The sequence below is a fragment of the Pseudomonas sp. R11-23-07 genome (assembly GCF_003852295.1).
Classification (GTDB): Bacteria; Pseudomonadota; Gammaproteobacteria; order Pseudomonadales; family Pseudomonadaceae; genus Aquipseudomonas.
Map to the genome: position 1 here is coordinate 2,845,110 of NZ_CP027761.1, position 23,856 is coordinate 2,868,965.

Consider the following 23,856-nt stretch of genomic DNA (forward strand, 5'->3'; position numbering starts at 1 on the left):
CTTTGTCATCTGCGGGCTGTAGTTTTGCCCAACAAACGCTGCAGTTTTCGCGCTCCAAGTTTGCTTCAGCCCGAGGTCATGAATCTTTGAAACCCTACCCTATTCAGTGCGTATCGATCGTTATCCCGGTTTATAACGAACAAGAGAGCCTGCCTGAGTTGCTGCGCCGCACCACCGCCGCTTGCCAACAACTGGCCTACGACTACGAAATAATCCTGGTGGATGACGGTAGTCGCGACAATTCGGCGCAATTGCTTGAAGACGCCGCCGCCGAAGATGGCAGCAAGGTAGTGGCGGTGATTCTCAACCGTAACTATGGCCAGCACGCCGCGATCATGGCGGGTTTCGAACAGTGCCGCGGCGAAGTGGTGATTACCCTCGACGCCGACCTGCAAAACCCGCCGGAAGAAATCCCGCGCCTGGTGGAACAAGCCGCCCTGGGCTACGACGTGGTCGCCACGGTGCGCAACAATCGCCAGGATTCGGCCTTCCGCCGCTGGCCTTCGCGCCTGATCAACCTCGCCGTGCAGCGCTCCACCGGCGTGGCCATGACCGATTACGGCTGCATGCTGCGCGCCTACCGCCGCACCATCGTCGACGCGATGCTGGCCTGCCGCGAGCGCAGTACCTTTATCCCGATCCTGGCCAACGGCTTCGCCCGACACACCACGGAAATCCTGGTGCACCACGCCGAGCGTGAACACGGCGAGTCCAAATACAGCGCCATGCGCCTGATCAGCCTGATGTTCGACCTGCTCACCTGCATGACCACCACGCCGTTGCGCCTGCTGTCCATCGTCGGGTTCAGCCTGGCGGCGCTGGGCGTGCTGTTTGCCTTCGCGCTGATTGTCATGCGCCTGGCCTTCGGCGCCACTTGGGCGGGCGACGGCCTGTTCGTGCTGTTTGCGGTGCTGTTCGTGTTCACCGGTGGCCAGTTCATCGGCATGGGCCTGTTGGGTGAGTACCTGGGGCGCATGTACAGCGATGTGCGCGCCCGCCCGCGCTTCTTTATTGAAAAAGTGCTGCGCAACCAACCGGCCGCACCGGCTCCCGTGGTCGTCGTCGATGGCCTGGTGTCTTCCCATACTTCTACTTCTTCCGATCAGGTTCAGTCATGAGTTCAAAAGCCGTTGTATTCGCCTACCACGACATTGGTTGTGCAGGTATTGAAGCCCTGCTGGCTGCGGGTTACGACATTGCCGCCGTATTCACCCATGCCGATGACCCCAAGGAAAACAACTTCTACGGCTCCGTCGCCCAGCTGTGCGCCCGCAACGGCATCCCGGTGCATGCCCCGGAAGACGCCAACCATCCGCTGTGGGTCGAGCGCATCGCCAAGCTGAACCCGGATTTCATCTTCTCGTTCTACTACCGCAACCTGCTCAGCGAACCGCTGCTGGCCCTCGCCCGCCAAGGCGCGTTCAACCTGCATGGTTCGCTGCTGCCCAAATACCGTGGCCGCGCGCCGGCCAACTGGGTGCTGGTCAACGGTGAAACCGAAACCGGCGTGACCCTGCACCGCATGGTCAAGCGTGCCGATGCCGGCGCGATCCTGGCCCAACACAAAGTCAGCATCGAGCGCAGCGACACCGGTTTGAGCCTGCACGCCAAGCTGCGAGAGGCCGCCAGCCACCTGCTGCGCGACGCCCTGCCGCAACTGGCCCAGGGCAAACTGGCTGAAACTGCCCAGGACGAAAGCCACGCCACCTGCTTCGGCCGCCGTACCGCCGCCGATGGCAAGATCGACTGGAACAAGCCCGCCGAACAATTGTTCAACCTGGTGCGTGCCGTGACTCAGCCTTACCCTGGCGCCTTCTGCGCCGTGGGCGAGCACAAGCTCATCGTTTGGCAGGCCGACGTGGCCAAAGGCAACGAAGGCCTGGCGCCGGGCCGCGTGATCAGCGTCAATCCGTTGCGCATCGCCTGCGGTGAAGACTCGCTGGTGATCAAGTTCGGCCAGCGCAACGACAACGGCCTTTACCTGGCCGGCCCGTCCCTGGCCGATGAACTGGGCCTGGTGGACGGCTCTGTGCTGCGCGGCGCCGAGTCGGGCCGCAAGCCACGCCGCACCCGCGTGCTGATCCTGGGGGTGAACGGCTTTATCGGTAACCACCTGTCCGAGCGCCTGTTGCGTGACGACCGCTATGAAGTCTACGGCCTGGATATCGGTTCAGACGCCATCGAGCGCCTGCGCAGCCACCCCAATTTCCACTATGTGGAAGGCGATATCAGCATTCACACCGAGTGGATCGAGTACCACATCAAGAAGTGCGACGTGGTGCTGCCGCTGGTGGCCATCGCCACGCCGATCGAGTACACCCGCAACCCGCTGCGCGTGTTCGAGCTGGACTTCGAAGAAAACCTCAAGCTGGTGCGCTACTGCGTCAAGTACAACAAGCGCGTGATCTTCCCCTCGACCTCTGAAGTCTATGGCATGTGCCAGGACCAGTACTTCGACGAAGACACCTCCAACCTGGTGGTGGGCCCGGTCAACAAGCAACGCTGGATCTACTCGGTCTCCAAGCAACTGCTCGACCGCGTGATCTGGGCCTACGGCGACAAGGGCCTCAAGTTCACCCTGTTCCGTCCGTTCAACTGGATGGGCCCGCGCCTGGACCGCCTGGATTCAGCGCGTATCGGCAGTTCCCGCGCCATCACCCAGCTGATCCTGAACCTGGTGGAAGGCACGCCGATCCGCTTGTTCGACGGCGGCGAGCAGAAGCGTTGCTTCACCGACATTGCCGACGGCATCGAAGCCCTGGCGCGCATCATCGATAACGACAAGGGCGTCTGCGACGGCCAGATCATCAACATCGGCAACCCGGAAAACGAAGCCAGCATCCGTCAGTTGGGCGAAGAGCTGCTGCGTCAGTTCGAAGCGCACCCGCTGCGCGGCAACTTCCCGCCGTTCGCGGGTTTTCGCGACGTGGAAAGCAAGGCGTTCTACGGCACCGGTTACCAGGACGTGGCACACCGCAAGCCGAGCATCGAGAACGCCAAGCGCCTGCTGAACTGGGAGCCAACCGTGGCGATGAGCGAAACCATCGGCAACACGCTGGATTTCTTCCTGCGTGAAGCGATGCTTGAAATAGCGGACAAAAAGTAATGAAGGCAGGCCTGCGCATCGACGTCGACACCTACCGAGGCACCCGTGAAGGCGTGCCACGGCTGCTCGAGTCCCTGGACGAAGCCGGGATTAAAGCGACGTTCTTTTTCAGCGTCGGGCCGGACAACATGGGGCGCCACTTGTGGCGCCTGATCCGCCCGCAGTTCCTGTGGAAAATGCTGCGTTCCAATGCCGCCGGCCTGTATGGCTGGGACATCCTGCTGGCCGGCACCGCCTGGCCGGGCAAGCCGATCGGCCGTGACCTGGGGCACTTGATGCGCCAGGCCAAGGCCGCCGGGCATGAAGTTGGCCTGCACGCGTGGGACCACCACGGCTGGCAGGCCAATACCGGGCGTTGGAGCGACGCACAACTGGTCGAGCAGATCCGACGCGGCGTGGATACCTTGAGCGACATCCTCGGTGAGCGGATCGACTGTTCAGCGGCCGCCGGTTGGCGCGCCGACGAGCGCGTGGTGCAAGCCAAACAAGCCTTCAACTTTCGCTACAACAGTGATTGCCGGGGCACCAGCCTGTTTCGACCGACCTTGGCCGATGGCAGCGCGGGCACCCCACAAATTCCGGTAGACCTGCCGACCTTCGACGAAGTCGTCGGGCCGGTAGTGGCTGCCAAGGACTTCAACACGTTCATCCTTGACCGGTTCAACGCGTCGAAGCTGAACGTCTACACCATTCACGCAGAAGTAGAAGGGATTCTGATGGCCCAGGATTTTCGCCAGTTGCTCGCCCAGGCGGGGCAGCGCGGCATTGATTTCCAACCCCTGAGCGCGTTATTGCCCGCGGATGTGACCACCCTGCCCCAGCAACAACTGGTGCGCGGCGTATTGAGCGGCCGCGAAGGTTGGCTCGGAGTGCAGCAGGCATGATCCGCCGCTGGGCATTGCCCTTGCTCCTGTTGGCGTTTGGCGTGTTTTACCTGGTACCGCTGGCCACCCACGGCCTGTGGATTCCGGATGAAACCCGCTACGCGCAGATCAGCCAGGAAATGCTGCTGACCGGCAAGTGGGCCGCGCCGCACTTCATGGGCATTCGCTACTTCGAAAAACCGGCGGCGGGCTACTGGATGATCGCGCTGGGCCAGGCGATCTTCGGCCAGAACCTGTTCGGCGTGCGCTTTGCGTCGGCCTTGAGCACCGGCTTGAGCATTCTGCTGGTTTACTTGCTGTCGCGCCGGTTGTGGAACGACCCGCAGAAAAGCCTGATCAGCAGCGTGCTGTACATGAGTTTCGTCAGCGTGGCGATGCTCGGTGGCTACGCCAATCTGGACCCGCAGTTCACCTTCTGGGTCAACCTCACAGGCGTTGCCCTGTGGTTTTGCTTCGACAGCCGCACGCAGCGGGCCAGGTTGTGGTCCTGGGCCGTGCTGGGCCTGGCCTGTGGCATGGGCTTCATGACCAAAGGCTTCCTGGCGTGGTTGCTGCCGGTGTTGATCGCCCTGCCCTACGCCCTCTGGCAGAAACGTTCGCTGGAACTGTTCAAGTACGGCCCGGTGGCCGTGGCTGCGGCGATCCTGGTCAGCTTGCCATGGGCCCTGGCCGTGCACCTGCAAGAGCCGGATTACTGGCACTTCTTCTTCTGGCACGAGCATATCCAGCGCTTTGCCGGTGAAGACGCGCAGCACGCCGAGCCGTTCTGGTATTACCTGCCGTTGCTGGTGGCGTTCACCCTGCCCTGGGTTGCGCTGCTGCCGTCCAGCCTCAAACAGGCGTGGCTGGACCGGCGCCTGCCGAACACCGCGTTCCTGTTGCTGTGGCTGCTGATGCCCTTGGCCTTTTTCAGCCTGGCCAAAGGCAAACTGCCCGCCTACATCATGCCGTGCCTGCTGCCCCTGGCCTTGCTGATGGGTTCGACCTTGAGTGACAAGCTCGCTCAAGGCCGTGGCCGCGTGATGCGCATCAACGGTTGGCTGAACCTGGTCATTGGCGTGCTCGCCCTGTTGGCAATCATCTGGTTCCAGTGGAAGAAACCGGTGTACGAACCCGGTGAAGAAACCCTCAGCCTGGTGCTGCTGTTTACCTGTCTGTTCGGCTGGATCCTGGCCAACCTGTTTCAGGCTGCCCGCCCGCTGAAACTGTGGGCCGCGCCGCTGATCGGCAGTGCCTTGCTGGTTGCCCTGGTGCCCGCCGCACTGCCCCATTCGGTGGTTTATAACAAGACCCCGGACCAGTTCATCATCGATCATGCCGAAGAACTCAAGCCCTCCATTGCGCTGTTGAGCAACGACCTGGGCGCCTCCGCTGCGCTGTCGTGGCGCCTGAAACGGCCCGACATCACGCTCTACAACACCTCTGGCGAGGTGAAATACGGCCTGGCTTATGCGGACACCGCCGAGCGTCTGGTCGACCGCAATCGAATCCAGGCCTGGATGGCCGAAACCCGCCGCAGCGGCGCCGTCGGCGTGGTGATGCGCGTCAACAGCCAGGGCGAAAAGGAAGAACTCGCCCTGCTGCCCGCGGATGGCAAGCGCTATGCCCAGGGCAACATCGTGATTCTGATTTTCCCGCAGGTCGCGCAATGATCACCCTGCTTCTGTTACTCAGCGCCTGCCTGCTTACGTGCGCGGGCCAGGTCTCGCAGAAATTTGCCGTGGAAAGCTGGCGTGAATTGCCCGACGGTTGGGCGCTGAAGCTGCGCTCACCCTGGTTGTGGTCGGCGCTGGTGTGCCTGGGCCTCGGCTTGCTGGTATGGCTGCTGGTGTTGCAGCGCCTGGAAGTGGGTATCGCCTACCCGATGCTCAGCCTGAACTTTGTCGTGGTCACGCTGGTGGCGCGCTTTGTTTTTGCTGAACACATCGATGGCCGCCACTGGCTGGGCGTGGCGCTGATCATTGCAGGCGTTGTGCTGCTGGGGCGCCAGGTATGAGCCGGGTGCGCGGTTTTGCCCTGGCCCTGGGCAGTGTCGGCCTGGTCAGCGCGGCCCAATTGGGCATGCGCTGGAGCATGACGCGCCTGCCGTTGCCGGAGGCGTGGTTGAGCGCCTTGAACAGCGCCAGCCTCGACCTGAACGCCCTGGGCGTGGTGGTCCTGGCGATCATCGCCTATGCACTGTCGATGCTCTGCTGGCTCGGCGCGCTGAAGCACTTGCCCCTCGGGCGCGCTTACTCGCTGCTGAGCATCAGCTACGCGCTGGTGTACCTGCTGGCCGCCTGCCTGCCGGTATTCAACGAACACTTTTCGCTTGCAAAAACCCTGGGGGTGGCCTTGGTCATCCTCGGCGTACTGGTTATCAACTCTCGTCGTGCTAGCACCTCAAGTCCCAGGAATACCCCATGAAAATCAGTGTATTTGGTAGTGGTTACGTCGGCTTGGTACAGGCCACCGTATTAGCCGAAGTCGGTCACGATGTTATTTGCATGGACGTTGACCGGAGCAAGGTCGAGTCGCTGCAGAAGGGCCATGTGACGATCTTCGAGCCGGGCCTGGCGGCCATGGTCAAGGAAAACCTGGAAAGCGGACGCCTGCGTTTTACCTACGACGAAAAACTCGCCGTCGAGCATGGTGAGGTGCTGTTCATTGCGGTGGGTACGCCGTCGGATGAGGACGGTTCGGCCGACCTGAAATACGTGTTGTCGGTGGGTGACGCGGTGGCGCGCCATCGCGTGGCGCCGGTGATTCTGGTGGAAAAGTCCACCGTGCCAGTGGGGACCGGCGACACCCTGCGCGATCATATGCACAAAAAGCTGCACGCAGCGGGCCGTGAGCTGCAGTTCGATATCGTCTCCAACCCGGAGTTTCTCAAGGAAGGCTCTGCCGTGGCCGACTGCCGCCGCCCTGATCGCATCATCATTGGCTGCGAGCGCGAAGAAGTGCGGGAGATCATGCGTGACCTGTACGCGCCGTTCAACCGCAACCATGACCGCATCATCTTTATGGATGTGCGCAGCGCCGAACTGACCAAGTACGCCGCCAACTGCATGCTCGCCACCAAGATCAGCTTCATCAACCAGATCGCCGAGCTGGCCGAACACCTGGGCGCCGACATCGAAGCCGTGCGCCTGGGCATTGGCGCCGACTCGCGCATCGGCTACCACTTCATTTATCCCGGTTGCGGCTACGGCGGCTCCTGTTTCCCCAAGGACATGCGCGCCCTGATCCACAGCGCCAAGCAGGCCAACTGTTCCAGCGACCTGCTGGAAGCCGTGGAAGCGATCAACCAGCGCCAGAAAAGCAAGTTGTTCGAGCGTATCAACGCGTTCTTCAAAGGTGACCTGCGCGGCAAGACCTTCGCCCTGTGGGGCCTGGCCTTCAAGCCCAACACCGACGACATGCGTGACGCGCCGAGCCGCGTGCTGATGGAAGCCTTGTGGGCCGCCGGCGCCAATGTACGTGCGTTCGACCCCGAAGCCATGCAGGAAACCCAGCGCATCTACGGCGACGACCCACGACTGATGCTGATGGGCACGCCGGAGTCCACCCTGGGCGGCGCCGATGCGCTGATCGTCTGCACCGAGTGGCAGCAATTCAAGGCACCGGACTTCGACCTGATCCACCAGCGCCTGAAAACCCCGGTGATCTTCGACGGCCGTAACCTGTACGACGGCGAGCGCCTGACGCGCAAAGGCTTCAAATACTTCCCGATTGGCCGTGGTGACTCCTGCGAGTTGCCGATCCCCCAGCAAAACTGGGTGCAACAGGCCAAGGCAGGCTGATCAGTGCACAAGGTTCACCCGCCCCTGCTCACGCCAACGCTCCGCCGACAGTCACTGGGGTTGGGGCTGTTGGCGCTGCTGCTGTTCATCGCGGGCAGCTGGCACCAGGCGATTATCGGCTTCGACTCGCGCTTCGTGGTGTTTGCCCAGGAGATGCTGCGCCATGGGCCGAGCTTCTTTCCCACCACCTACGGCCAGCCGTATGCCGATTACCTGGCCACCTCGACCTTGCTGACCTGGTTGTTGTCCCTGCCTATCGGCCAGGTCACCAGCTTCACGGCCTGGCTGCCCAGCGCTGTGGCTTCGGCGTCCATCGTGGTGCTGGTCTATCGGCTCACCGCGCCGTACTCCGCGCGCTGGGGCCTGCTGAGCATCGCAATGTTGCTGCTCAGCAGCACCTTTGTCAGCCAAACCCGCGCCGTCTCCCTCGACCAGATGCTCGCGGCCGTGACCCTGGCGGTGTTTTACTTTGGGTATGCCCATGAGCATTTTGCTGCGGCCAAACGCCTGCACTGGGTGTTTGCGCTGTTGATGCTGGGGTTTGCGATTCGTGGGCCGATCGGCCTGGTGATTCCTACCGGGGTGCTGTGCAGTTATTACCTGATCAACCGTCAATGGCGCCAGTTGTTCAGCTTCGGGCTGTTGGCGCTGGCGTTGCTGGCGGCGTGTATCGGCCTGCTGTTGCTGCTGGCCAAGCTCAGCGGTGGCGAAGACTTCATGCGTGAGGTGATTCGCATGCAGTTTCTGGGGCGCATGGATGGCAGCGAAGGCTCTGGCGGCGTGCTGTATTACTTCACCAGCTCCATCGGCAACTACGCCCTGGCCTATCCGGTGGCGCTGCTGGTGCTGCTGGCCGTGCTGAGCGGCGGCCGCCGAGCGCCAGACCCGGCGTTGAAGCTGGTGCTGTACTGCGCGGCGGCGGGTGTGCTGGTGATGCTTGGCTTGTCGGTACCCCAGGCAAAAAAGGCGCGGTATATCCTGCCGATGCTGCCGATGGCGGCGATCATTGCCGCGTATCCGTTTCAGGTCGCCCAAGGCCGTCTGTTCAGCGGGTTGCGCGGTTTGATGCTGGCGCTGTGGACGCTGCTGCCGGCGCTGTTGGCGGTGGGCCTGATTGTTGCGCGACGGCGTTACCCGCAACTGCTGGCCGATCTCGGGCTGATGTTTGGCGTGCTGGCGGTGCTGCAGGTACTGGCGTTGCTGGCACTGTTCCAGGCTCGGCTGCGCCCGGTCGGTCCGGCATTCGCGGCAGTCATGGCGATCTGGACGACTTACATCATGGTCGTCGAACCCTTGGAGCGCAGCCTTTACGACACCCGTACGTTCACCCTGGCGGCCAAGGAGCAGATCCTGCAACAACCGGCGCCATTGGTCTTGCATGCGTTGGGCAAAGACGCAAAAGCCATCAAGTTCATGGTCAACTTCAATTGCGACAAGGTTCCGCTGTTTACCCAGTTGCCCATCGAGCTCCAGCCTGTTCAGGCGCCCGCCTGGCTGGTGATGAGCCAGGCCGACTTTAACAGCCTGACTGACCCACGCTTGCGTGCGCTCACGCCGACGCTCACCGGGGCGTTCGATATGACTCCCTATGTGTTGCTGCACCTGGAGAAAAAAGCACCTCTCTGAGTGTGTTTGCAGCCGTCAGGTAAGAAAAACGCCCGCTTATAAACCCCCTGGGCGTTTTTCATCATAATCACCGAGAAACCCCCTACAGTGCTTTGCGTAACGGCCGCTGAACTTTGCCTTCCGGTGCCTGGAGCCCGACTGTAGACTCGTTTGCAAGGGCATTAACTATCTACCACCCGTATCAAGGGCTGCCTGTAACAGCCCTGGTCAGGGACCTGCATAACAACAAGGAGGGCAATGCCGTGCGAGAGGATCGGTTATCTGTAGCCACGCCGAGACTGGATCGGTTGAGGGGCTTACGTGACGCGCTGGTAGCGTTGAAGGGGCCGCTGGCCGACGAACCCGGCCTGCAGGCGAACCTGCAAAAACGCTTGTTCAACGAAGAAGTCGACAGCCTTGTACTGGGCAAGATCTGCACGCCCGCCGCCCATGACACCGATCGGACTTTTTTTGACGAAGCCCCTTAAGTACATAATTTTTGCATTCAACCCTCATTAATATGCATTGGCGCCGCTGCAACTCAGTTGGCACACTGTTCGGGTTCCTTCCCCCAATGTTGGAACTTTCAAGGGCTTTTCCGGGAAACCAGGCAGGCCTTTTTTTTCGCCTTCAGTTTCAGGACCCCTCTTCAATGCTCGCTCGCTGGTTACCTGCTGCCATCAATACCCGTCCTTCCGAATGGAGTCGCGCCGCTATCGGCATGGCCTTGGGCACGCTGCTCAGTGTCTGGGTGTGTGCCCAGGTGTTCGGCATGGAAGTCGCCCTGCACCTGCTCGGCCCGCTGGGGGCGTCGGCGGTGCTGCTGTTTGCCGTGTCGTCGGGGGCGCTGGCGCAACCCTGGTCGATCATGGGCAGCTATCTGTGTGCTGGCGTGGTGGCGTTGCTCGTGGCGCGAGTGTTGGGACGCACCCTGGGCAGCGCTTGCCTGGCGGCGGGCATGACGGTCGTGCTGATCTGCTGGCTGCGCTGCCTGCATCCCCCGGCCGGCGGCCTGGCCATGACGCTGGTACTGGCCGACCCTGCCTCCATCGCCCTCGGCTGGCATGAGCTGGCACCGGTCATGCTCGGCGCCGCTGCCCTGCTGGCGTGTGCGCTGGCCTACAATAATGCCACCCGCACGCGTTATCCCAAGAGGCAAGCCGAGCCGGTACCTGTCATGCTCGGCAGCGCGCCGGCGACCGACCCGGCCATCACCGCCGCCGACCTCAAGTTGGCATTGGCTGACATGGAGCAGTTCTTCGACGTCGAGCCCACGGAGCTGGAGCAATTGATTCATGCCGCCGAAGGCCATGCGCGACGGCGCAGTATCGGCGAAGTCCTGGCCAGTCGTGTGGTTTGACGCGGTGTGCATAAATGCAACAACGACCTGCAGGATTCCGGGTTGTAGGCGGCAAATTTGCGCTGGTAGGATCACGCGATAGTTCGCCCGCGAACATCTTGATAAAGAACAATAAAAGCAGGGAGTTAGTGATGACGGCTCAGGTGTCCTCCGAAGCACGCCACACCGATATTCAGCAGGAAGCAGTACTGAGTGAGGTGCGTAACCATATCGGTTACCTCACCCTCAACCGCCCCGCCGGCTTGAATGCCATTACCCTGGACATGGTGCGTCTGCTGACGACGCAGCTGCAGGCCTGGGCTGATGATCCGCTTGTCTACGCCGTGGTGCTGCGCGGTGCCGGCGACAAGGCCTTCTGTGCCGGCGGCGATATCCGTTCCCTGTACGACAGTTTCAAGCGTGGCGACACCCTGCATGAAGACTTCTTCGTCGAGGAATACGCGCTCGACCTGGCCATCCACCATTACCCTAAACCCGTGCTGGCCTTGATGGACGGCTTCGTGCTCGGCGGAGGCATGGGGCTGGTGCAGGGCGCCGACCTGCGCGTCGTGACCGAGCGCAGCCGCCTGGCGATGCCGGAAGTGGCCATCGGCTATTTTCCGGACGTGGGTGGCAGCTACTTCCTGCCGCGTATCCCAGGCGAGCTGGGGATTTACCTCGGCGTCACCGGGGTGCAGATCCGTGCGGCGGACGCCCTGTACTGCGGCCTGGCCGATTGGTACCTCGACAGCGCCAAACTGACGGAGCTTGGGCACGCGCTCGACAGCCTGCAATGGCGCGACTCGCCCCTCAAGGACCTGCAAGGCGTGCTCGCCAGGCTCGCCGTACAACAACTGCCGGATGCGCCACTGGCGGCCTTGCGCCCGGCCATCGACCATTTCTTCGGCCTGCCGGACGTGCCGAGCATGGTCGAGCAGCTACAGCAAGTTACCGTCGCCGACAGCCACCACTGGGCGCTGACCACCGCCGCCCTGATGCAGACCCGCTCGCCCCTGGCCATGGCCGTCACCCTGCAGATGCTGCGCCGTGGGCGCCACCTGCCGCTGGAACAGTGCTTTGCCCTGGAGCTGCATCTGGACCGCCAGTGGTTCGCACGCGGCGATCTGATCGAAGGGGTTCGCGCCCTGATCATCGATAAAGACAAGAACCCGCAGTGGAACCCGCCCACCCTGCAAGGGCTGGGCGCCGATCACGTCGACAGCTTCTTTCGCGACTTCACGCAGATTGAGAAATAAGCCATGCAAGATCTTGAATACACTGAAGAACAAGTGATGATCCGCGACATGGCGCGTGACTTTGCCCGCGGCGAAATCGCACCCCACGCCCAGGCCTGGGAAAAGGCCGGTTGGATCGACGACGCGCTGGTGGCCAAGATGGGCGAGCTGGGCCTGCTCGGCATGGTGGTGCCGGAAGAATGGGGCGGCACCTACGTGGATTACGTCGCCTATGCCCTGGCCGTGGAGGAAATTTCCGCCGGTGATGGCGCCACGGGCGCACTGATGAGTATCCATAATTCAGTGGGTTGCGGCCCACTCCTCAACTACGGCACAGAGGCGCAGAAACACACCTGGCTGGCCGCGCTCGCCAGCGGCCAGGCCATCGGTTGCTTCTGCCTGACCGAGCCCCAGGCCGGCTCTGAAGCCCATAACCTGCGCACCCGCGCCGAACTGCGCGACGGCCAGTGGGTGATCAACGGCGCCAAGCAGTTTGTCAGCAATGGCAAGCGCGCGAAGTTGGCCATTGTGTTCGCCGTGACCGACCCGGAGCTGGGCAAGAAAGGCCTTTCGGCGTTCCTGGTCCCCACGGATACGCCGGGCTTCGTGGTCGACCGCACCGAACACAAAATGGGCATTCGGGCGTCGGACACCTGCGCCGTCACCTTCAACCAATGCACAGTGCCCGAAGCCAACCTGCTGGGCGAGCGCGGCAAAGGCCTGGCCATCGCCCTGTCCAACCTGGAGGGCGGCCGTATCGGCATCGCCGCCCAGGCTTTGGGCATCGCACGTGCCGCCTTTGAAGCGGCGCTGGCCTATGCCCGTGACCGGGTGCAGTTCGACAAGGCGATCATCGAACACCAGAGCGTGGCCAACCTGCTGGCCGACATGCAAACCCAACTGAACGCAGCGCGCCTGCTGATCCTGCACGCCGCACGCCTGCGCAGCGCCGGTAAGCCATGCCTGTCGGAAGCGTCCCAGGCCAAGCTGTTCGCCTCGGAAATGGCCGAAAAAGTCTGCTCGAAGGCGATGCAGATTCATGGCGGGTATGGGTATCTGGAAGACTATCCGGTGGAGCGTTACTACCGGGATGCACGGATCACGCAGATTTACGAAGGCACCAGCGAGATTCAGCGGATGGTGATTGCCAGGGAGTTGAAGAACTATCAGCTCTGACTGATACACCATAGTAACTGTGAGAGGGGGCTTGCTCCCGATGAGGGTAGATCAGTCAATATCTCAGTTGACTGTTACACCGCCATCGGGAGCAAGCCCCCTCCCACTTTTGGATCTCCAGCGCTCGGGAGGTTTGATCGTTCCCACGCTCTGCGTGGGAATGCCACCTGGGACGCTCCGCGTCCCGCTACTTGTCTTTGAACTCCGGCGCGCGCTTGGCCACGAACGCCGCCATCCCTTCCTTCTGATCCTGGGTCGCAAACGCTGCATGAAACACGCGGCGCTCAAAACGCACGCCTTCGGACAGGCTCACTTCAAACGCGCGGTTCACGCTTTCCTTGACCATCATGCTGATCGGCACCGATTTGCCGGCGATCAGCGTGGCCACTTTCAACGCTTCGTCCAGCAGCTCGTCAGCAGGCACGATGCGCGCAACGATGCCGCAACGTTCGGCTTCTACAGCATCGATAAAGCGCCCGGTCAGGCACATTTCCATGGCCTTCGCCTTGCCCACCGCACGGGTAAGCCGCTGAGTACCGCCCATGCCCGGCAGCACGCCCAGGTTGATCTCGGGCTGGCCGAACTTGGCGTTGTCACCGGCCAGGATGAAGTCGCACATCAGCGCCAGCTCGCAGCCACCACCGAGGGCGAAGCCGTTCACGGCGGCTATGATCGGCTTGCGGCGGTTGGCCACGCGGTCGCTGTCGCTGAACAGGTCGTCCAGGTAGATCTGCGGGTAGGTCAGCTCAGCCATTTCCTTGATGTCGGCGCCGGCGGCGAAGGCTTTCTTCGAGCCGGTCAGCACGATGCAGCCGATTTCCGGATTGGCTTCCAGGCCATCCAGCGCCTGGTTCAACTCGCTGACCAGTTGGGCGTTCAAGGCGTTCAGCGCCTGCGGGCGGTTGAGGGTAATCAGCCCGACGCGGCCTTGGACTTCGAGCAAAATAGTTTCGTAACTCATGTATCGGCTCCTTAAAGATTGCGTGAGATGACCATGCGCTGGATATCGCTGGTGCCTTCGTAAATCTGGCAGACCCGCACATCGCGGTAGATCCGCTCCAGCGGGAAGTCGCTCAGGTAACCGTAACCGCCCAGGGTTTGCAAGGCAGCCGAACAGACTTTCTCGGCCATTTCCGAGGCGAACAGCTTGGCCATCGACGCCTCGACCAAGGCCGGTTTGCCGCTGTCGCGCAGGGCTGCCGCGTAATGGACCATCTGTCGGGCGACGGCAATTTGCGTAGCCATGTCCGCCAGGCGAAAGGCCACGGCCTGGTGTTCGATCAGCGCCTTGCCGAAGGTTTCACGCTCGCGGGCGTAGTCGCGGGCCGCTTCAAAGGCGGCACGGGCCATACCTACCGATTGCGCGGCAATGCCCACGCGTCCGCCTTCGAGGTTGGCCAGGGCGATCCTGTAGCCCTCGCCCTCCTCGCCCAGACGGTTGGCGACCGGTACCTTCACGTCTTCAAACAGGATCTGGCAGGTATCCGATGCGTGCTGCCCCAGCTTGTCCTCGACCCGCGCCACGGTGTAGCCCGGCGAATCAGTGGGAACGATAAACGCACTGATGCCGCGCTTGCCCGCCGCCGGGTCAGTAACCGCAAACACAATCACCACGCCGGCGTTTTGCCCGGAGGTAATGAATTGTTTGCAGCCGTTGAGCACGTAGTGATCACCGTCCAGGCGTGCACGGGTTTTAAGGCTGCTGGCGTCGGAACCGGCCTGGGGCTCGGTCAGCGCAAAGGCGCCGAGCATGGCGCCGCTGGCCAGGGGCCTGAGGAACTGCTCTTTCTGTTGGTCATTGCCGAACTTCAGGATTGGCACGCAACCCACCGAGTTGTGCACGCTCATGATGGTCGAGCAGGCCCCGTCGCCGGCGGCGATTTCTTCCAGGGCCATGGCGTAGGCCAGGTAACCCGTGTCGCAGCCGCCCCATTGTTCCGGTACCAGCATGCCGAAAAAGCCCAGTTCGGCCATTTCACCGACGGCTTCCTTGGGAAAGCGATGCTCGCGGTCCCACTCGGCGGCGAAGGGTTTCAGACGCTCCTGGGCAAACTGCCGGGCCGCGTCGCTGATTTGCAGTTGTTCGTCATTAGGCAGCATGGTCAGTCCTTAATACAGGCATTCAACGGCCATGGCCGTGGCTTCACCACCGCCGATGCAGATGGCGGCGACCCCGCGCTTGAGGCCTTTCTGGCGCAGGGCCGAGACCAAGGTCACCAGGATGCGCGCGCCCGAGGCGCCGATCGGGTGGCCCAGGGCGCAGGCGCCGCCGTGCACGTTGACCTTGCTGTGGGGAATCTCCAGTTTGCTCATGGTCACCAGGCTGACCACTGCGAACGCTTCGTTGATCTCGAACAGGTCGACATCCGCCACGTTCCAGCCGGTTTTGCTCATCAACTTACGGATCGCGCCGACAGGCGCCACCGGAAACAGCCCCGGCTCATCGGCAAACGCTGCATGCCCATGAATCACCGCCAACGGCTTGAGGCCGCGTTGCCGTGCATCGGACTCACGCATCAACAGCAGCGCCGCTGCCCCGTCGGAGATCGAGCTGGAGTTGGCTGCGGTCACCGTGCCGCCGTCGCGGAAGGCCGGTTTCAGGCTGGCGATCTTGTCCAGCTTGGCCTTGGGCGGCTGTTCGTCATGCAGGATGGTTTTTTGCTCTTTGCCGACAGTGACCTGTACCGGGACTATTTCGGCGGCAAAGCTGCCGTGGGTGATGGCTTCCTGCGCACGCGTCAGCGAGGCAATCGCAAAGGCGTCCTGGGCTTGCCGGGTAAAACCGTTGTGCTCGGCGCAATCTTCAGCAAAGGTGCCCATCAGGCGCCCCCTGTCGTAGGCGTCTTCCAGGCCGTCGAGGAACATGTGGTCGAGGACTTTGCCGTGGCCCATGCGATAGCCGCTGCGGGCGCGGTCGAGCAGGTACGGCGCGTTGGACATGCTCTCCATGCCGCCGGCAATCACCACGTCGACGCTGCCGGCGCGCAACGCGTCGTGGGCCAGAATCGTCGCCTGCATGCCGGAACCGCACATCTTGTTGAGCGTGGTGCAGCGGGTGGCTTTGTCCAGCCCGGCGCCCAGCGCTGCCTGGCGTGCCGGCGCCTGGCCGAGGCCGGCGGGCAGCACGCAGCCAAACAACACCTCATCGACGGCGTCGCTGGCGATACCCGCGCGCTCCACGGCCGCACGAATCGCGGCGGCGCCCAATTGCGGTGCGGTCAGGCCCTTGAGGTCGCCCTGGAACCCGCCCATGGGCGTGCGCACGGCGCTGACGATAACGATAGGATCGTTCATGAAGAGACCTCCTTACTTGGCAGCCATACGCAAGGCACCGTCAAGACGGATCACCTCGCCATTGAGCATGCTGTTTTCAATGATATGCCGCACCAGGGCTGCATATTCGGCGGGTTTGCCCAGGCGCGGCGGGAACGGCACGCCGGCGGCAAGGGAATCGCGGACTTGCGGGGTCATGCCGGCCATCATCGGGGTTTCGAAAATGCCGGGCGCGATGGTCATCACTCGGATACCGAAACGCGCCAATTCCCGTGCGGCCGGCAAGGTGAGGCTGGCAATCGCGCCCTTGGAGGCGGCATACGCGGCCTGGCCGATCTGCCCGTCGAACGCCGCCACCGAAGCGGTATTGATGATCACACCGCGTTCGCCATCGGCATCCGCAGATGTTTCGGCGATAGCCGCCGCAGCCAGGCGCAGCAGGTTGAAGCTGCCGATCAGGTTGACGTTGATCACCTGGGCGAAGCTGGCCAGGGCGTGCGGGCCGTTTTTACCGAGGATTTTCTCACCGCGCACCACACCGGCGCAGTTGACCAAGCCATGCAACCCGCCAAAAGCGGCAACGGCGGCCTGCACAGCCGCTTCGGCAGCGGCTTCCTGGCTGATATCCGCCACGGCGCTGCGGGCGTTGTCGCCAAGCTGCCGGGCCTTGGCTGCGACAGCGTCGGCGTTGAGGTCTACCAGCATGACTTTGGCACCCGCTGCGACCAGCATGTCGGCAGTGGCCGCACCGAGGCCCGAAGCGCCGCCGCTGACCACAAATACCTTGTTTTTAATCTGCATCATGGTTTTCCTTTTAAAGGGTCACGCCACGGCCGCCTGGGCCTTGGCGATTTCCTGATTACGCAAAATAAAACGTTGCAGCTTGCCGCTGGGGGTCTTGGGCAAGTCGCTGACGAATTCGATTTCTCGCGGGTACGCATGGGCCGCCAGGCGCTGGCGCACATGCAGGCGCAATTCTTCGGCGAGTTCTGGAGTCGCGCGGTACTGCTCGTTGATCACCACGAAGGCTTTCACCAGCTCGGTGCGCTCCGGGCAGGGCTTGCCGACCACGGCGGCCTCGACCACGGCCGGGTGTTCGACCAGAGCGCTCTCTACGTCGAACGGCCCCACGCGATAGCCGGAGGTGGTAATCACGTCATCACTGCGCCCGACAAAACTGATGCTGCCGTCCGGGTTGAGCTCCACGGTGTCGCCGCTGAGGTAGTACTTGCCGACGAAGGCTTTGGTGTTGACGCCTTCATACCCGGCGAACCAGCACATCGGCGATTGCTCGCGGTCGATGGCGAGAATGCCGGGCTGACCGGCGGGCAATTCCTGGTGATTGTCATCCAGCACCACGATGCGATGCCCAGGCGAGGCGAACCCGGCCGAGCCGACGTGTACCGGATGCGCCAGGCCGTGGTGATTGCACAGCACCATGCCCAGTTCGGTCTGCCCGTAGTGATCGTGGATGGTCACGCCAAGGTTGTCGGCGAACCAGCGGATCACCTCGGGGTTCAGGGGCTCGCCGGCGCTGCTGACGATGCGCAGCTTGCCCTTGATCGAACGGGCGAACGGCTCGCCGCCGGCAATCAACAGTCGATACGCGGTGGGCGAACCGGTGAGGTTGGTAATGCCGTATTTGTTGATGATCCGGCAGGTGCTTTCCACGCTGAAGGGACCATCGTAGAAGGTGATCGGATGCCCCAGGGACAGCGGCCCGGTCACGCCGAAGTAGATGCCATAGGCCCAGCCCGGATCGGCTACGTTCCAGAACGCGTCTTCTGGGCGCAGGTCCACCGCGTCGCGGGTGTAGCTCTGGAACGCGACAATCGCCTTGAGCGGCACCGACAGGGCTTTGGACGGGCCGGTGGTGCCCGAGGTGAACATCAGCAGGAAGGGCTCGTCGCCCCCCAGCAGCACAGGCTCGCAGACGTTCGAGTGGTTGGGCAGTTCGGCCCAGAAGCTGAAATCGCCGCGTACCAGGCCTTCGCCCTTGACCCCGCTGACCGTCACGATGGTGGGGCAGCCGTCCACGTCGGTGAGCTTGGGCCGGTTCACGGCATCGGTGACGACCAGCGCGGCGCCGGAACTGTTCAGGCGATGCTCAATCGCCTTGGGCCCGAACGCCGTAAACAACGGTTGATAGACCGCGCCGATACGCCAGGTGGCGAACACCACCACCAGCAGTTCGGCTGTGCGCGGCAACAGGCCGGCGACCTTGTCGCCGCGCTTGACGCCCTGGGCCAGCAGGAAATTGGCGAAGCGTGAGGCCTGGTCCTGCAGCTCGCTGAAGGTGACCGTGGCGCTGCGCCCGTCCCTGCCCTCCCAGAACAGCGCAATACGCCCAGGCAATGCGTGACGGTCACAGCATTCCACACAGGCGTTGAGCGCCTGCAGGTTGCCGGCCAGGGCGGCGTCGACGGTGTGCTGGTAATCGAACTCGGTGGTGGCGGCCAGGTAATCACGCATCGCTTCAGTTCCTTGTGTGTTTTTGTTTTAAGGACACTTTCCAGGCGGTCAATCGCCCTCAAATAGTCGCTCTGCAGCGGCGCTACGAGCAATGGTCAAAGCCTCCAACATGGCTGACCGGTTTGGCCAATCGGGTTTGACACTCGCCCTGCACTGGCCGAAGCTTGCGGCTCTGTACCCGTACCCTGCCTTCGGACACCTGCATGTCAAAGTCACGCCGTTACGCCATCGTCGGCCTGTGCGCCCTGTTGTCGATTTTGTTGATCACCTGGTTTTTCGCCCGCGCAACGCCGGTGGCCGTGCCTCCGGCGATTGCCCATGGTTATGCCAAAGCCTTAAAGCAGGCGCGCAACGGTGAGCCGGGCGCGGCGCGGGTGTTGTATCAACAGCTGGGGCGGCCGGACCTTTCACCTGAGCGGCGCGGCGCGCTGCATGCCGAATTGCCCAACTACCCTAGCCCCCAGGCGTTGAAGCTGGCAGACAAAGACCTGGCCGATGAGTCGCCCCTGGTGCGTGAAGCCGCGATCCACAGCATTGTCGGCCTGGTGCCTTCCGGCCAGCGCACCTTGCTGCTCGGCCCGGTGCTGGATGACCCCGAGCAGCCGGTGCGCTTTGCCGCCGCCAACGCCCTGCTCGGCCTGTCGCCGGACACCCTGGGCCTGTACTTCGGCCCGCTGCAGCAAGTGCTCGACGAATTCGCCAATACCCTCAAGGCCCAACCCGAGACCGCCGAAGGCTGGATTCAATTGGCGCGCCTGTATATCCACAGCGCCCTGCTGCCGGAGGCGCAAAACGCCCTGCAGCAGGCCATGCGCCTGCAACCGGATAACCTGCAAGCGGTGGTGGCGCAGATCGAGCTGCTGGATAAACAGGGCAAGACCGACGAATCGCGCCAGTTGCTCGCGCAGCAATTGGCGGCGCACCCGGAATCGGCCTACCTGCAACACGCCCTGGGTATGTGGCTGCTGCACCATGGCGCGCGCCCCTATGCCTTGCTCGGTCTGTCCAAGGCGGTGGAACTAGAGCCGGACAATCAGAACTACCGCTACGACCTGGCCACCACGCTGCACGACCAGGACGAACTCGAGGCCGCCCAGCGCCAGTTGGAAGACATCGTGCAGCGCCACCCGGCCAATCGAAAAGCGCGGGTGTTGCTGGTCAACTATTGGAAAGAGAGCGGCCAACTGCAGAACGTTCAAGTGCTGCTGGCACAGCTGGAGCAACAGAACCCGGATGACCCTGCGCTGCAGCAAGGTCTGTGACCGCGCTCAAAAAAATGCGTAGAAGATGCCGGCGCCGCGTACAAATAATCCAAAACGTTGAACCGCCACAGGTCGACACGGTCAAGTGAATATGGCGCGCCACAGCGGTGCGCACCCAACTTGTACGTGACCTGAGGGCACTTCTTGTCTACATCTAATTCGCTTTTAAGTGAAAAGGCAGCCACTGGTATCGAAGGTCTTGATGACATTCTTTCCGGGGGGCTATCGCGCAGCCACTTGTTCCTGCTGGAAGGCGAGCCGGGCACGGGTAAAACCACCGTCGCGCTGCACTTTCTGCAGGCGGGAGCGAAAGACGGTGAAAAATCGCTGTATATCACCTTGTCCGAAACCGAACATGAGCTGCGCCAAGGCGCCAAGTCCCATGGTTGGGACCTGGACGACAACATCCATATCTTCGAATTGACCCCGCCGGAAAGCCTGCTCAACGCCGAGCATCAGCAGAGCCTGCTGTACTCCTCGGACCTTGAGCTGGGCGAAGCCACGCGGCAGATTTTCGAGGTAGTGGAACGGGTCAAGCCGACCCGCGTAGTGGTCGACAGCCTGTCGGAGATCCGCCTGTTGGCGCAGAGCTCCCTGCGCTATCGCCGGCAGATCCTGGCGATCAAGCACTATTTCGTGCGGTATGACGCCACGGTACTGCTGCTCGATGACCTGACCACCGAATCCCTCGACAAAACCGTTCACAGTGTGGCCCACGGCGTGATTCGCCTGGAAGAACTGACACCCAGCTACGGTGCCGAAAGGCGCCGGGTACGGGTGGTGAAATACCGGGGCCAGAAATACCGTGGCGGTTTTCATGATTTCACCATCATGGGCGACGGTGTACATGTGTTCCCTCGCCTGGTGGCCGCCGAACATCGCGGTGGGTATACACGCCAGACCAAGAGCAGCGGCATCCCCGAACTCGATGCGCTGATGGGCGGCGGCGTCGAAACGGGTTCCAGCAGCCTGATCCTGGGCCCGGCCGGCACCGGCAAATCGCTGATTTCAATGGTCTTCGCTGCAGCCGCCGTAGAGCGTGGCGAAAAGGCCGCGCTGTTCATTTTTGACGAAGAGATGGGCTTGCTGTTCGAGCGCATGAAGAACATGGGTATCGATCTGGCTGCGATGCAGGCCACCGGCAACCTGTTGATCGAACAGGTCGACGCGGCAGAGCTGTCCCCTGGGGAATTCTCTCACCGAGTACGGCGTTGCGTGGACGAAGGCGGCATCAAAACCGTAGTCATCGACAGCATCAACGGCTACCAGGCGGCCATGCCGGAAGAGAACGCGCTGATCCTGCACATGCACGAACTGCTGCTGTACCTGAACCGGCGTGGTGCCGCAACGTTCATGACCGTCGCCCAGCATGGCCTGGTCGGCGATATGCAGACCCCCGTCGATATCACCTACCTGGCCGATACCGTGATCCTGCTGCGTTACTTCGAGGCACTGGGAAAGGTCCGTCGGGCCATTTCGGTGATCAAGAAACGCACCGGTAGCCATGAGTCGACGATTCGCGAGTACCGCATCAGCGGTCGCGGCATGACCGTTGGCGAACCCCTGGATAATTTCCAGGGCGTGCTGCGCGGCATTCCGATCTACATGGGCGCCGGCTCGCCTCTGCTCAAGGAAGAGTAAGTGTGACGCCCCTTTCTTCAGTCTTTGAACGGGCCATTATTCTTGCGCCTGTGGGCCGCGACAGCTCGTTGGCGCTGATGATGCTCAATGAGGCCGGCTATCATGGCATGGTAGCCAGAAGCCTTGCCGACTTGTGCGAAGCGCTGCATGAGGGCGCCGGCTTGCTCATTATTGCCGCCGAAGCCTTGCGCGGCGTGGACATGGAGCCGCTGCTGGAGTACCTGCACCAGCAGCCGGCCTGGTCGGACTTGCCCATTGTGCTGATGACCCATCACGGCGGCAGCGAGCAAAATGGCTCGTCGCACCTAAGCGGGCTACTGGGCAATGTCACTTTCCTTGAGCGCCCCTTCCACCCGGTGACCCTGATCAGCCTGGTCAGTACCGCCCTGCGTGGGCGGCGCCGGCAATACGAAGCCCGGGACCGCTTGGTCGACCTGAGCGCCAGTGAACTGCGCCTGCAACGCACCCTGGAAACCCTCGAACAGCAAGTGGAAGAACGTACCGCGCAATTGCGCAGCAATGAAGAAGCCCTGCGCCAGTCGCAGAAAATGGAAGCCGTCGGCCAATTGACCGGTGGCATCGCTCATGACTTCAACAACATGCTGACCGGCATTATCGGCAGCCTGGAACTGCTGCGCCGGCGTGTGGCGCGGGGCAAGCTGGACGATCTGGACAGCCTGATCGACCTGGGTGTCACCTCGGCCAACCGCGCTGCTGGCCTCACCCATCGCCTGCTGGCGTTTTCGCGCCGGCAGTCGCTGGACCCGAAACCGGTGGAGATCAATAAACTGGTGACCTCCATGGGTGAGCTGCTGGAACGCAGTATCAATGAAAGTATCTGCCTGCAAATGCGCCTGAGCGATACGCTATGGACGGCCGAAGCCGACCCGAATCAATTGGAAAGCGCCCTGCTCAACCTGGTGATCAATGCGCGTGACGCGATGCCCAGCGGCGGCAGCCTCACCGTGGAAACCACCAACCGTCACCTCGATAGCGTGTTCACCGCCGCCTATGGCACTTTGAGCCCGGGTGACTACGTCGAGTTAAGCGTCAGTGACACCGGCTGCGGCATTCCCGAGAGTGTCATGGGCCGAGTGTTCGACCCCTTCTTCACCACCAAGCCGATCGGCCAGGGCACCGGCCTGGGGCTGTCGATGATCTATGGGTTTGCCCGTCAATCCCGGGGGCACGTCACGCTGCACAGCGAAGTGGACAAGGGCACGACCGTCAGTTTGTTCCTGCCGCGCTTTGTCGGGGAAATGGTTGAGGATGCGGCGGTGAATCCGGCCTTGTTGCCGTTCGCCAATGACGGAGAGACCGTCCTGATCGTCGAAGATGACCCGGCGGTGCGGGTGCTGGTGAGCGCGGTGCTCAAAGAGTTGGGATACGCCTTTGTCGAAGCCGGTGACGCCAGCACGGCGGTACCGATCATCGAATCCGATCAGCGTATCGACCTGTTGATCAGCGACGTTGGCCTGCCTGGCATGAATGGCCGGCAATTGGCGGAAATCGGTCGACAAATCCGCCCTGACCTCAAAGTGCTGTTCATCACTGGTTATGCCGAACATGCGGCGGTGCGTGGCGGGTTTCTGGACCCCGGCATGCAACTGATTACCAAGCCGTTCACGTTCGACCTGCTGACCGAGAAGGTGCGCGAGATGATCAGAGACTAGGGCTGCACGGCAGCCCTGGAGGACGTCAGGCCAACAGGCGCTGGATATGCTCGTGCAGCGTATCCAGGTCAAACGGCTTGGCCAGGATCGGCGCGTTGCGCGTGATCGGGCTGTCGCAGTCGAGAATTTCCTGCGGATAACCGCTGATAAAGATCACTTTCAACTCCGGTCGCACCTTGAGCGCCGGTTCGGCGATCTGCACGCCGGAAATGCCGCCGGGCAGGCGGTAGTCGGTGACCATCAGGTCCAGGTGCGGTTTGGTCGCGAGGATTTCAAACGCCTCTTTTCCATTGACCGCCTTCAACACCCGATAACCCAGGCCCGCCAGGTATTCACCCAGCACAAACATAATGGACTCGTCGTCTTCGACGATCAGTACGACATCTTGCGCATCTTCACTCATGGGAA

General features: G+C 62.3%; 21 protein-coding genes. 15 read left to right on the forward strand and 6 right to left on the reverse strand.

From position 1 onward, the window contains the following. The first annotated feature begins 86 nt into the window (after positions 1 to 86). The 12 genes from arnC to C4J84_RS12925 all read left to right on the forward strand — a co-directional run bounded on the left by arnC (position 87) and on the right by C4J84_RS12925 (position 13,127). Positions 87 to 1,118, forward strand: coding sequence for an undecaprenyl-phosphate 4-deoxy-4-formamido-L-arabinose transferase (gene arnC, locus C4J84_RS12870; RefSeq protein WP_124367093.1), 1,032 nt, complete (start codon positions 87 to 89; stop codon positions 1,116 to 1,118). Beyond that, the gene (gene arnA, locus C4J84_RS12875; RefSeq protein ID WP_124435485.1) at positions 1,115 to 3,106 is read left to right on the forward strand and encodes a bifunctional UDP-4-amino-4-deoxy-L-arabinose formyltransferase/UDP-glucuronic acid oxidase ArnA; all 1,992 of its coding nucleotides are present in this window, start codon (positions 1,115 to 1,117) and stop codon (positions 3,104 to 3,106) included. The genes arnC and arnA overlap by 4 nt, the downstream gene beginning before the upstream one ends. Then, positions 3,106 to 3,990, forward strand: a complete 885-nt coding sequence (gene arnD / locus C4J84_RS12880) for a 4-deoxy-4-formamido-L-arabinose-phosphoundecaprenol deformylase (RefSeq protein ID WP_124370757.1) — start codon at positions 3,106 to 3,108, stop codon at positions 3,988 to 3,990. Before arnA ends, arnD begins: the two co-directional genes overlap by 1 nt. Next, on the forward strand, positions 3,987 to 5,642 hold the full coding sequence (arnT, locus tag C4J84_RS12885) for a lipid IV(A) 4-amino-4-deoxy-L-arabinosyltransferase (RefSeq protein ID WP_124435486.1): 1,656 nt from the start codon (positions 3,987 to 3,989) through the stop codon (positions 5,640 to 5,642). Before arnD ends, arnT begins: the two co-directional genes overlap by 4 nt. After that, positions 5,639 to 5,986 carry a 4-amino-4-deoxy-L-arabinose-phosphoundecaprenol flippase subunit ArnE gene (gene arnE / locus C4J84_RS12890; RefSeq protein WP_124435487.1) on the forward strand — a complete coding sequence of 116 codons (348 nt, stop codon included), beginning with the start codon at positions 5,639 to 5,641 and terminating at the stop codon, positions 5,984 to 5,986. Before arnT ends, arnE begins: the two co-directional genes overlap by 4 nt. Next, positions 5,983 to 6,396: a 4-amino-4-deoxy-L-arabinose-phosphoundecaprenol flippase subunit ArnF gene (gene arnF / locus C4J84_RS12895; RefSeq protein WP_124435488.1), complete on the forward strand. Its 414-nt coding sequence runs from the start codon at positions 5,983 to 5,985 to the stop codon at positions 6,394 to 6,396. Before arnE ends, arnF begins: the two co-directional genes overlap by 4 nt. Beyond that, the gene (locus C4J84_RS12900) at positions 6,393 to 7,772 is read left to right on the forward strand and encodes a UDP-glucose/GDP-mannose dehydrogenase family protein (RefSeq protein ID WP_124429647.1); all 1,380 of its coding nucleotides are present in this window, start codon (positions 6,393 to 6,395) and stop codon (positions 7,770 to 7,772) included. Before arnF ends, C4J84_RS12900 begins: the two co-directional genes overlap by 4 nt. 3 nt (positions 7,773 to 7,775) lie before the next feature. Beyond that, a complete protein-coding gene (locus C4J84_RS12905) occupies positions 7,776 to 9,398 on the forward strand; it encodes a glycosyltransferase family 39 protein (protein WP_124435489.1) in 1,623 nt (540 codons plus the stop codon). Between the two features lie 287 nt (positions 9,399 to 9,685). Beyond that, positions 9,686 to 9,865, forward strand: coding sequence for a hypothetical protein (locus C4J84_RS12910; protein WP_124435490.1), 180 nt, complete (start codon positions 9,686 to 9,688; stop codon positions 9,863 to 9,865). Positions 9,866 to 10,029: 164 nt separating this feature from the next. Continuing rightward, positions 10,030 to 10,737 (forward strand): HPP family protein, encoded by a 708-nt coding sequence (locus tag C4J84_RS12915; protein WP_124435491.1) that lies wholly within the window; start codon positions 10,030 to 10,032, stop codon positions 10,735 to 10,737. Positions 10,738 to 10,868: 131 nt separating this feature from the next. Further along, positions 10,869 to 11,972: an enoyl-CoA hydratase/isomerase family protein gene (locus tag C4J84_RS12920; RefSeq protein ID WP_124435492.1), complete on the forward strand. Its 1,104-nt coding sequence runs from the start codon at positions 10,869 to 10,871 to the stop codon at positions 11,970 to 11,972. A 3-nt stretch (positions 11,973 to 11,975) separates the two neighbouring features. Beyond that, entirely contained in the window at positions 11,976 to 13,127 is a 1,152-nt protein-coding gene (locus C4J84_RS12925; protein WP_124404224.1) for an acyl-CoA dehydrogenase family protein, read from the forward strand. A 187-nt stretch (positions 13,128 to 13,314) separates the two neighbouring features. Here C4J84_RS12925 and C4J84_RS12930 read toward each other — a convergent pair whose 3' ends face one another. From C4J84_RS12930 to C4J84_RS12950, 5 genes are read right to left on the reverse strand one after another with little or no spacing between them, the layout of a single operon-like run. Continuing rightward, positions 13,315 to 14,088: an enoyl-CoA hydratase gene (locus C4J84_RS12930; RefSeq protein WP_124429652.1), complete on the reverse strand. Its 774-nt coding sequence runs from the start codon at positions 14,086 to 14,088 to the stop codon at positions 13,315 to 13,317. Positions 14,089 to 14,099: 11 nt separating this feature from the next. Further along, positions 14,100 to 15,227 (reverse strand): acyl-CoA dehydrogenase, encoded by a 1,128-nt coding sequence (locus C4J84_RS12935; RefSeq protein WP_124435493.1) that lies wholly within the window; start codon positions 15,225 to 15,227, stop codon positions 14,100 to 14,102. A gap of 9 nt (positions 15,228 to 15,236) precedes the next feature. Continuing rightward, positions 15,237 to 16,421 (reverse strand): acetyl-CoA C-acyltransferase, encoded by a 1,185-nt coding sequence (locus tag C4J84_RS12940; RefSeq protein WP_124435494.1) that lies wholly within the window; start codon positions 16,419 to 16,421, stop codon positions 15,237 to 15,239. A gap of 12 nt (positions 16,422 to 16,433) precedes the next feature. Next, positions 16,434 to 17,201, reverse strand: coding sequence for an SDR family NAD(P)-dependent oxidoreductase (locus C4J84_RS12945; protein WP_124436320.1), 768 nt, complete (start codon positions 17,199 to 17,201; stop codon positions 16,434 to 16,436). 21 nt (positions 17,202 to 17,222) lie between these two features. After that, the gene (locus C4J84_RS12950; RefSeq protein WP_124435495.1) at positions 17,223 to 18,872 is read right to left on the reverse strand and encodes an AMP-binding protein; all 1,650 of its coding nucleotides are present in this window, start codon (positions 18,870 to 18,872) and stop codon (positions 17,223 to 17,225) included. Between the two features lie 203 nt (positions 18,873 to 19,075). Here C4J84_RS12950 and C4J84_RS12955 point away from each other — a divergent pair, with 203 nt between their 5' ends. The 3 genes from C4J84_RS12955 (at position 19,076) to C4J84_RS12965 (ending at position 23,448) form a co-directional block, all read left to right on the forward strand. Then, positions 19,076 to 20,134, forward strand: coding sequence for a HEAT repeat domain-containing protein (locus C4J84_RS12955; protein WP_124435496.1), 1,059 nt, complete (start codon positions 19,076 to 19,078; stop codon positions 20,132 to 20,134). Positions 20,135 to 20,278: 144 nt separating this feature from the next. Then, positions 20,279 to 21,775: an ATPase domain-containing protein gene (locus C4J84_RS12960; protein WP_124370772.1), complete on the forward strand. Its 1,497-nt coding sequence runs from the start codon at positions 20,279 to 20,281 to the stop codon at positions 21,773 to 21,775. A gap of 2 nt (positions 21,776 to 21,777) precedes the next feature. Next, positions 21,778 to 23,448, forward strand: a complete 1,671-nt coding sequence (locus C4J84_RS12965) for a response regulator (RefSeq protein WP_124435497.1) — start codon at positions 21,778 to 21,780, stop codon at positions 23,446 to 23,448. Between the two features lie 25 nt (positions 23,449 to 23,473). Here the strand turns inward: C4J84_RS12965 and C4J84_RS12970 are convergent, their stop codons facing one another. Then, positions 23,474 to 23,851, reverse strand: a complete 378-nt coding sequence (locus C4J84_RS12970; protein ID WP_124367112.1) for a response regulator — start codon at positions 23,849 to 23,851, stop codon at positions 23,474 to 23,476. Positions 23,852 to 23,856 lie beyond the last annotated feature (5 nt).

Excerpts from the sequence above, each read along its gene's own strand:
- C4J84_RS12925 (WP_124404224.1), top strand. The coding sequence starts at position 11,976 with ATGCAAGATCTTGAATACACTGAAGAACAAGTGATGATCCGCGACATG.
- C4J84_RS12940 (WP_124435494.1), bottom strand. The coding sequence starts at position 16,421 with ATGAACGATCCTATCGTTATCGTCAGCGCCGTGCGCACGCCCATGGGC.
- C4J84_RS12970 (WP_124367112.1), bottom strand. The coding sequence starts at position 23,851 with ATGAGTGAAGATGCGCAAGATGTCGTACTGATCGTCGAAGACGACGAG.
- C4J84_RS12930 (WP_124429652.1), bottom strand. The coding sequence starts at position 14,088 with ATGAGTTACGAAACTATTTTGCTCGAAGTCCAAGGCCGCGTCGGGCTG.
- arnE (WP_124435487.1), top strand. The coding sequence starts at position 5,639 with ATGATCACCCTGCTTCTGTTACTCAGCGCCTGCCTGCTTACGTGCGCG.
- C4J84_RS12920 (WP_124435492.1), top strand. The coding sequence starts at position 10,869 with ATGACGGCTCAGGTGTCCTCCGAAGCACGCCACACCGATATTCAGCAG.
- C4J84_RS12915 (WP_124435491.1), top strand. The coding sequence starts at position 10,030 with ATGCTCGCTCGCTGGTTACCTGCTGCCATCAATACCCGTCCTTCCGAA.
- arnD (WP_124370757.1), top strand. The coding sequence starts at position 3,106 with ATGAAGGCAGGCCTGCGCATCGACGTCGACACCTACCGAGGCACCCGT.
- C4J84_RS12935 (WP_124435493.1), bottom strand. The coding sequence starts at position 15,227 with ATGCTGCCTAATGACGAACAACTGCAAATCAGCGACGCGGCCCGGCAG.
- arnA (WP_124435485.1), top strand. The coding sequence starts at position 1,115 with ATGAGTTCAAAAGCCGTTGTATTCGCCTACCACGACATTGGTTGTGCA.
- C4J84_RS12955 (WP_124435496.1), top strand. The coding sequence starts at position 19,076 with ATGTCAAAGTCACGCCGTTACGCCATCGTCGGCCTGTGCGCCCTGTTG.
- C4J84_RS12900 (WP_124429647.1), top strand. The coding sequence starts at position 6,393 with ATGAAAATCAGTGTATTTGGTAGTGGTTACGTCGGCTTGGTACAGGCC.
- C4J84_RS12945 (WP_124436320.1), bottom strand. The coding sequence starts at position 17,201 with ATGCAGATTAAAAACAAGGTATTTGTGGTCAGCGGCGGCGCTTCGGGC.
- C4J84_RS12950 (WP_124435495.1), bottom strand. The coding sequence starts at position 18,872 with ATGCGTGATTACCTGGCCGCCACCACCGAGTTCGATTACCAGCACACC.
- arnT (WP_124435486.1), top strand. The coding sequence starts at position 3,987 with ATGATCCGCCGCTGGGCATTGCCCTTGCTCCTGTTGGCGTTTGGCGTG.
- arnF (WP_124435488.1), top strand. The coding sequence starts at position 5,983 with ATGAGCCGGGTGCGCGGTTTTGCCCTGGCCCTGGGCAGTGTCGGCCTG.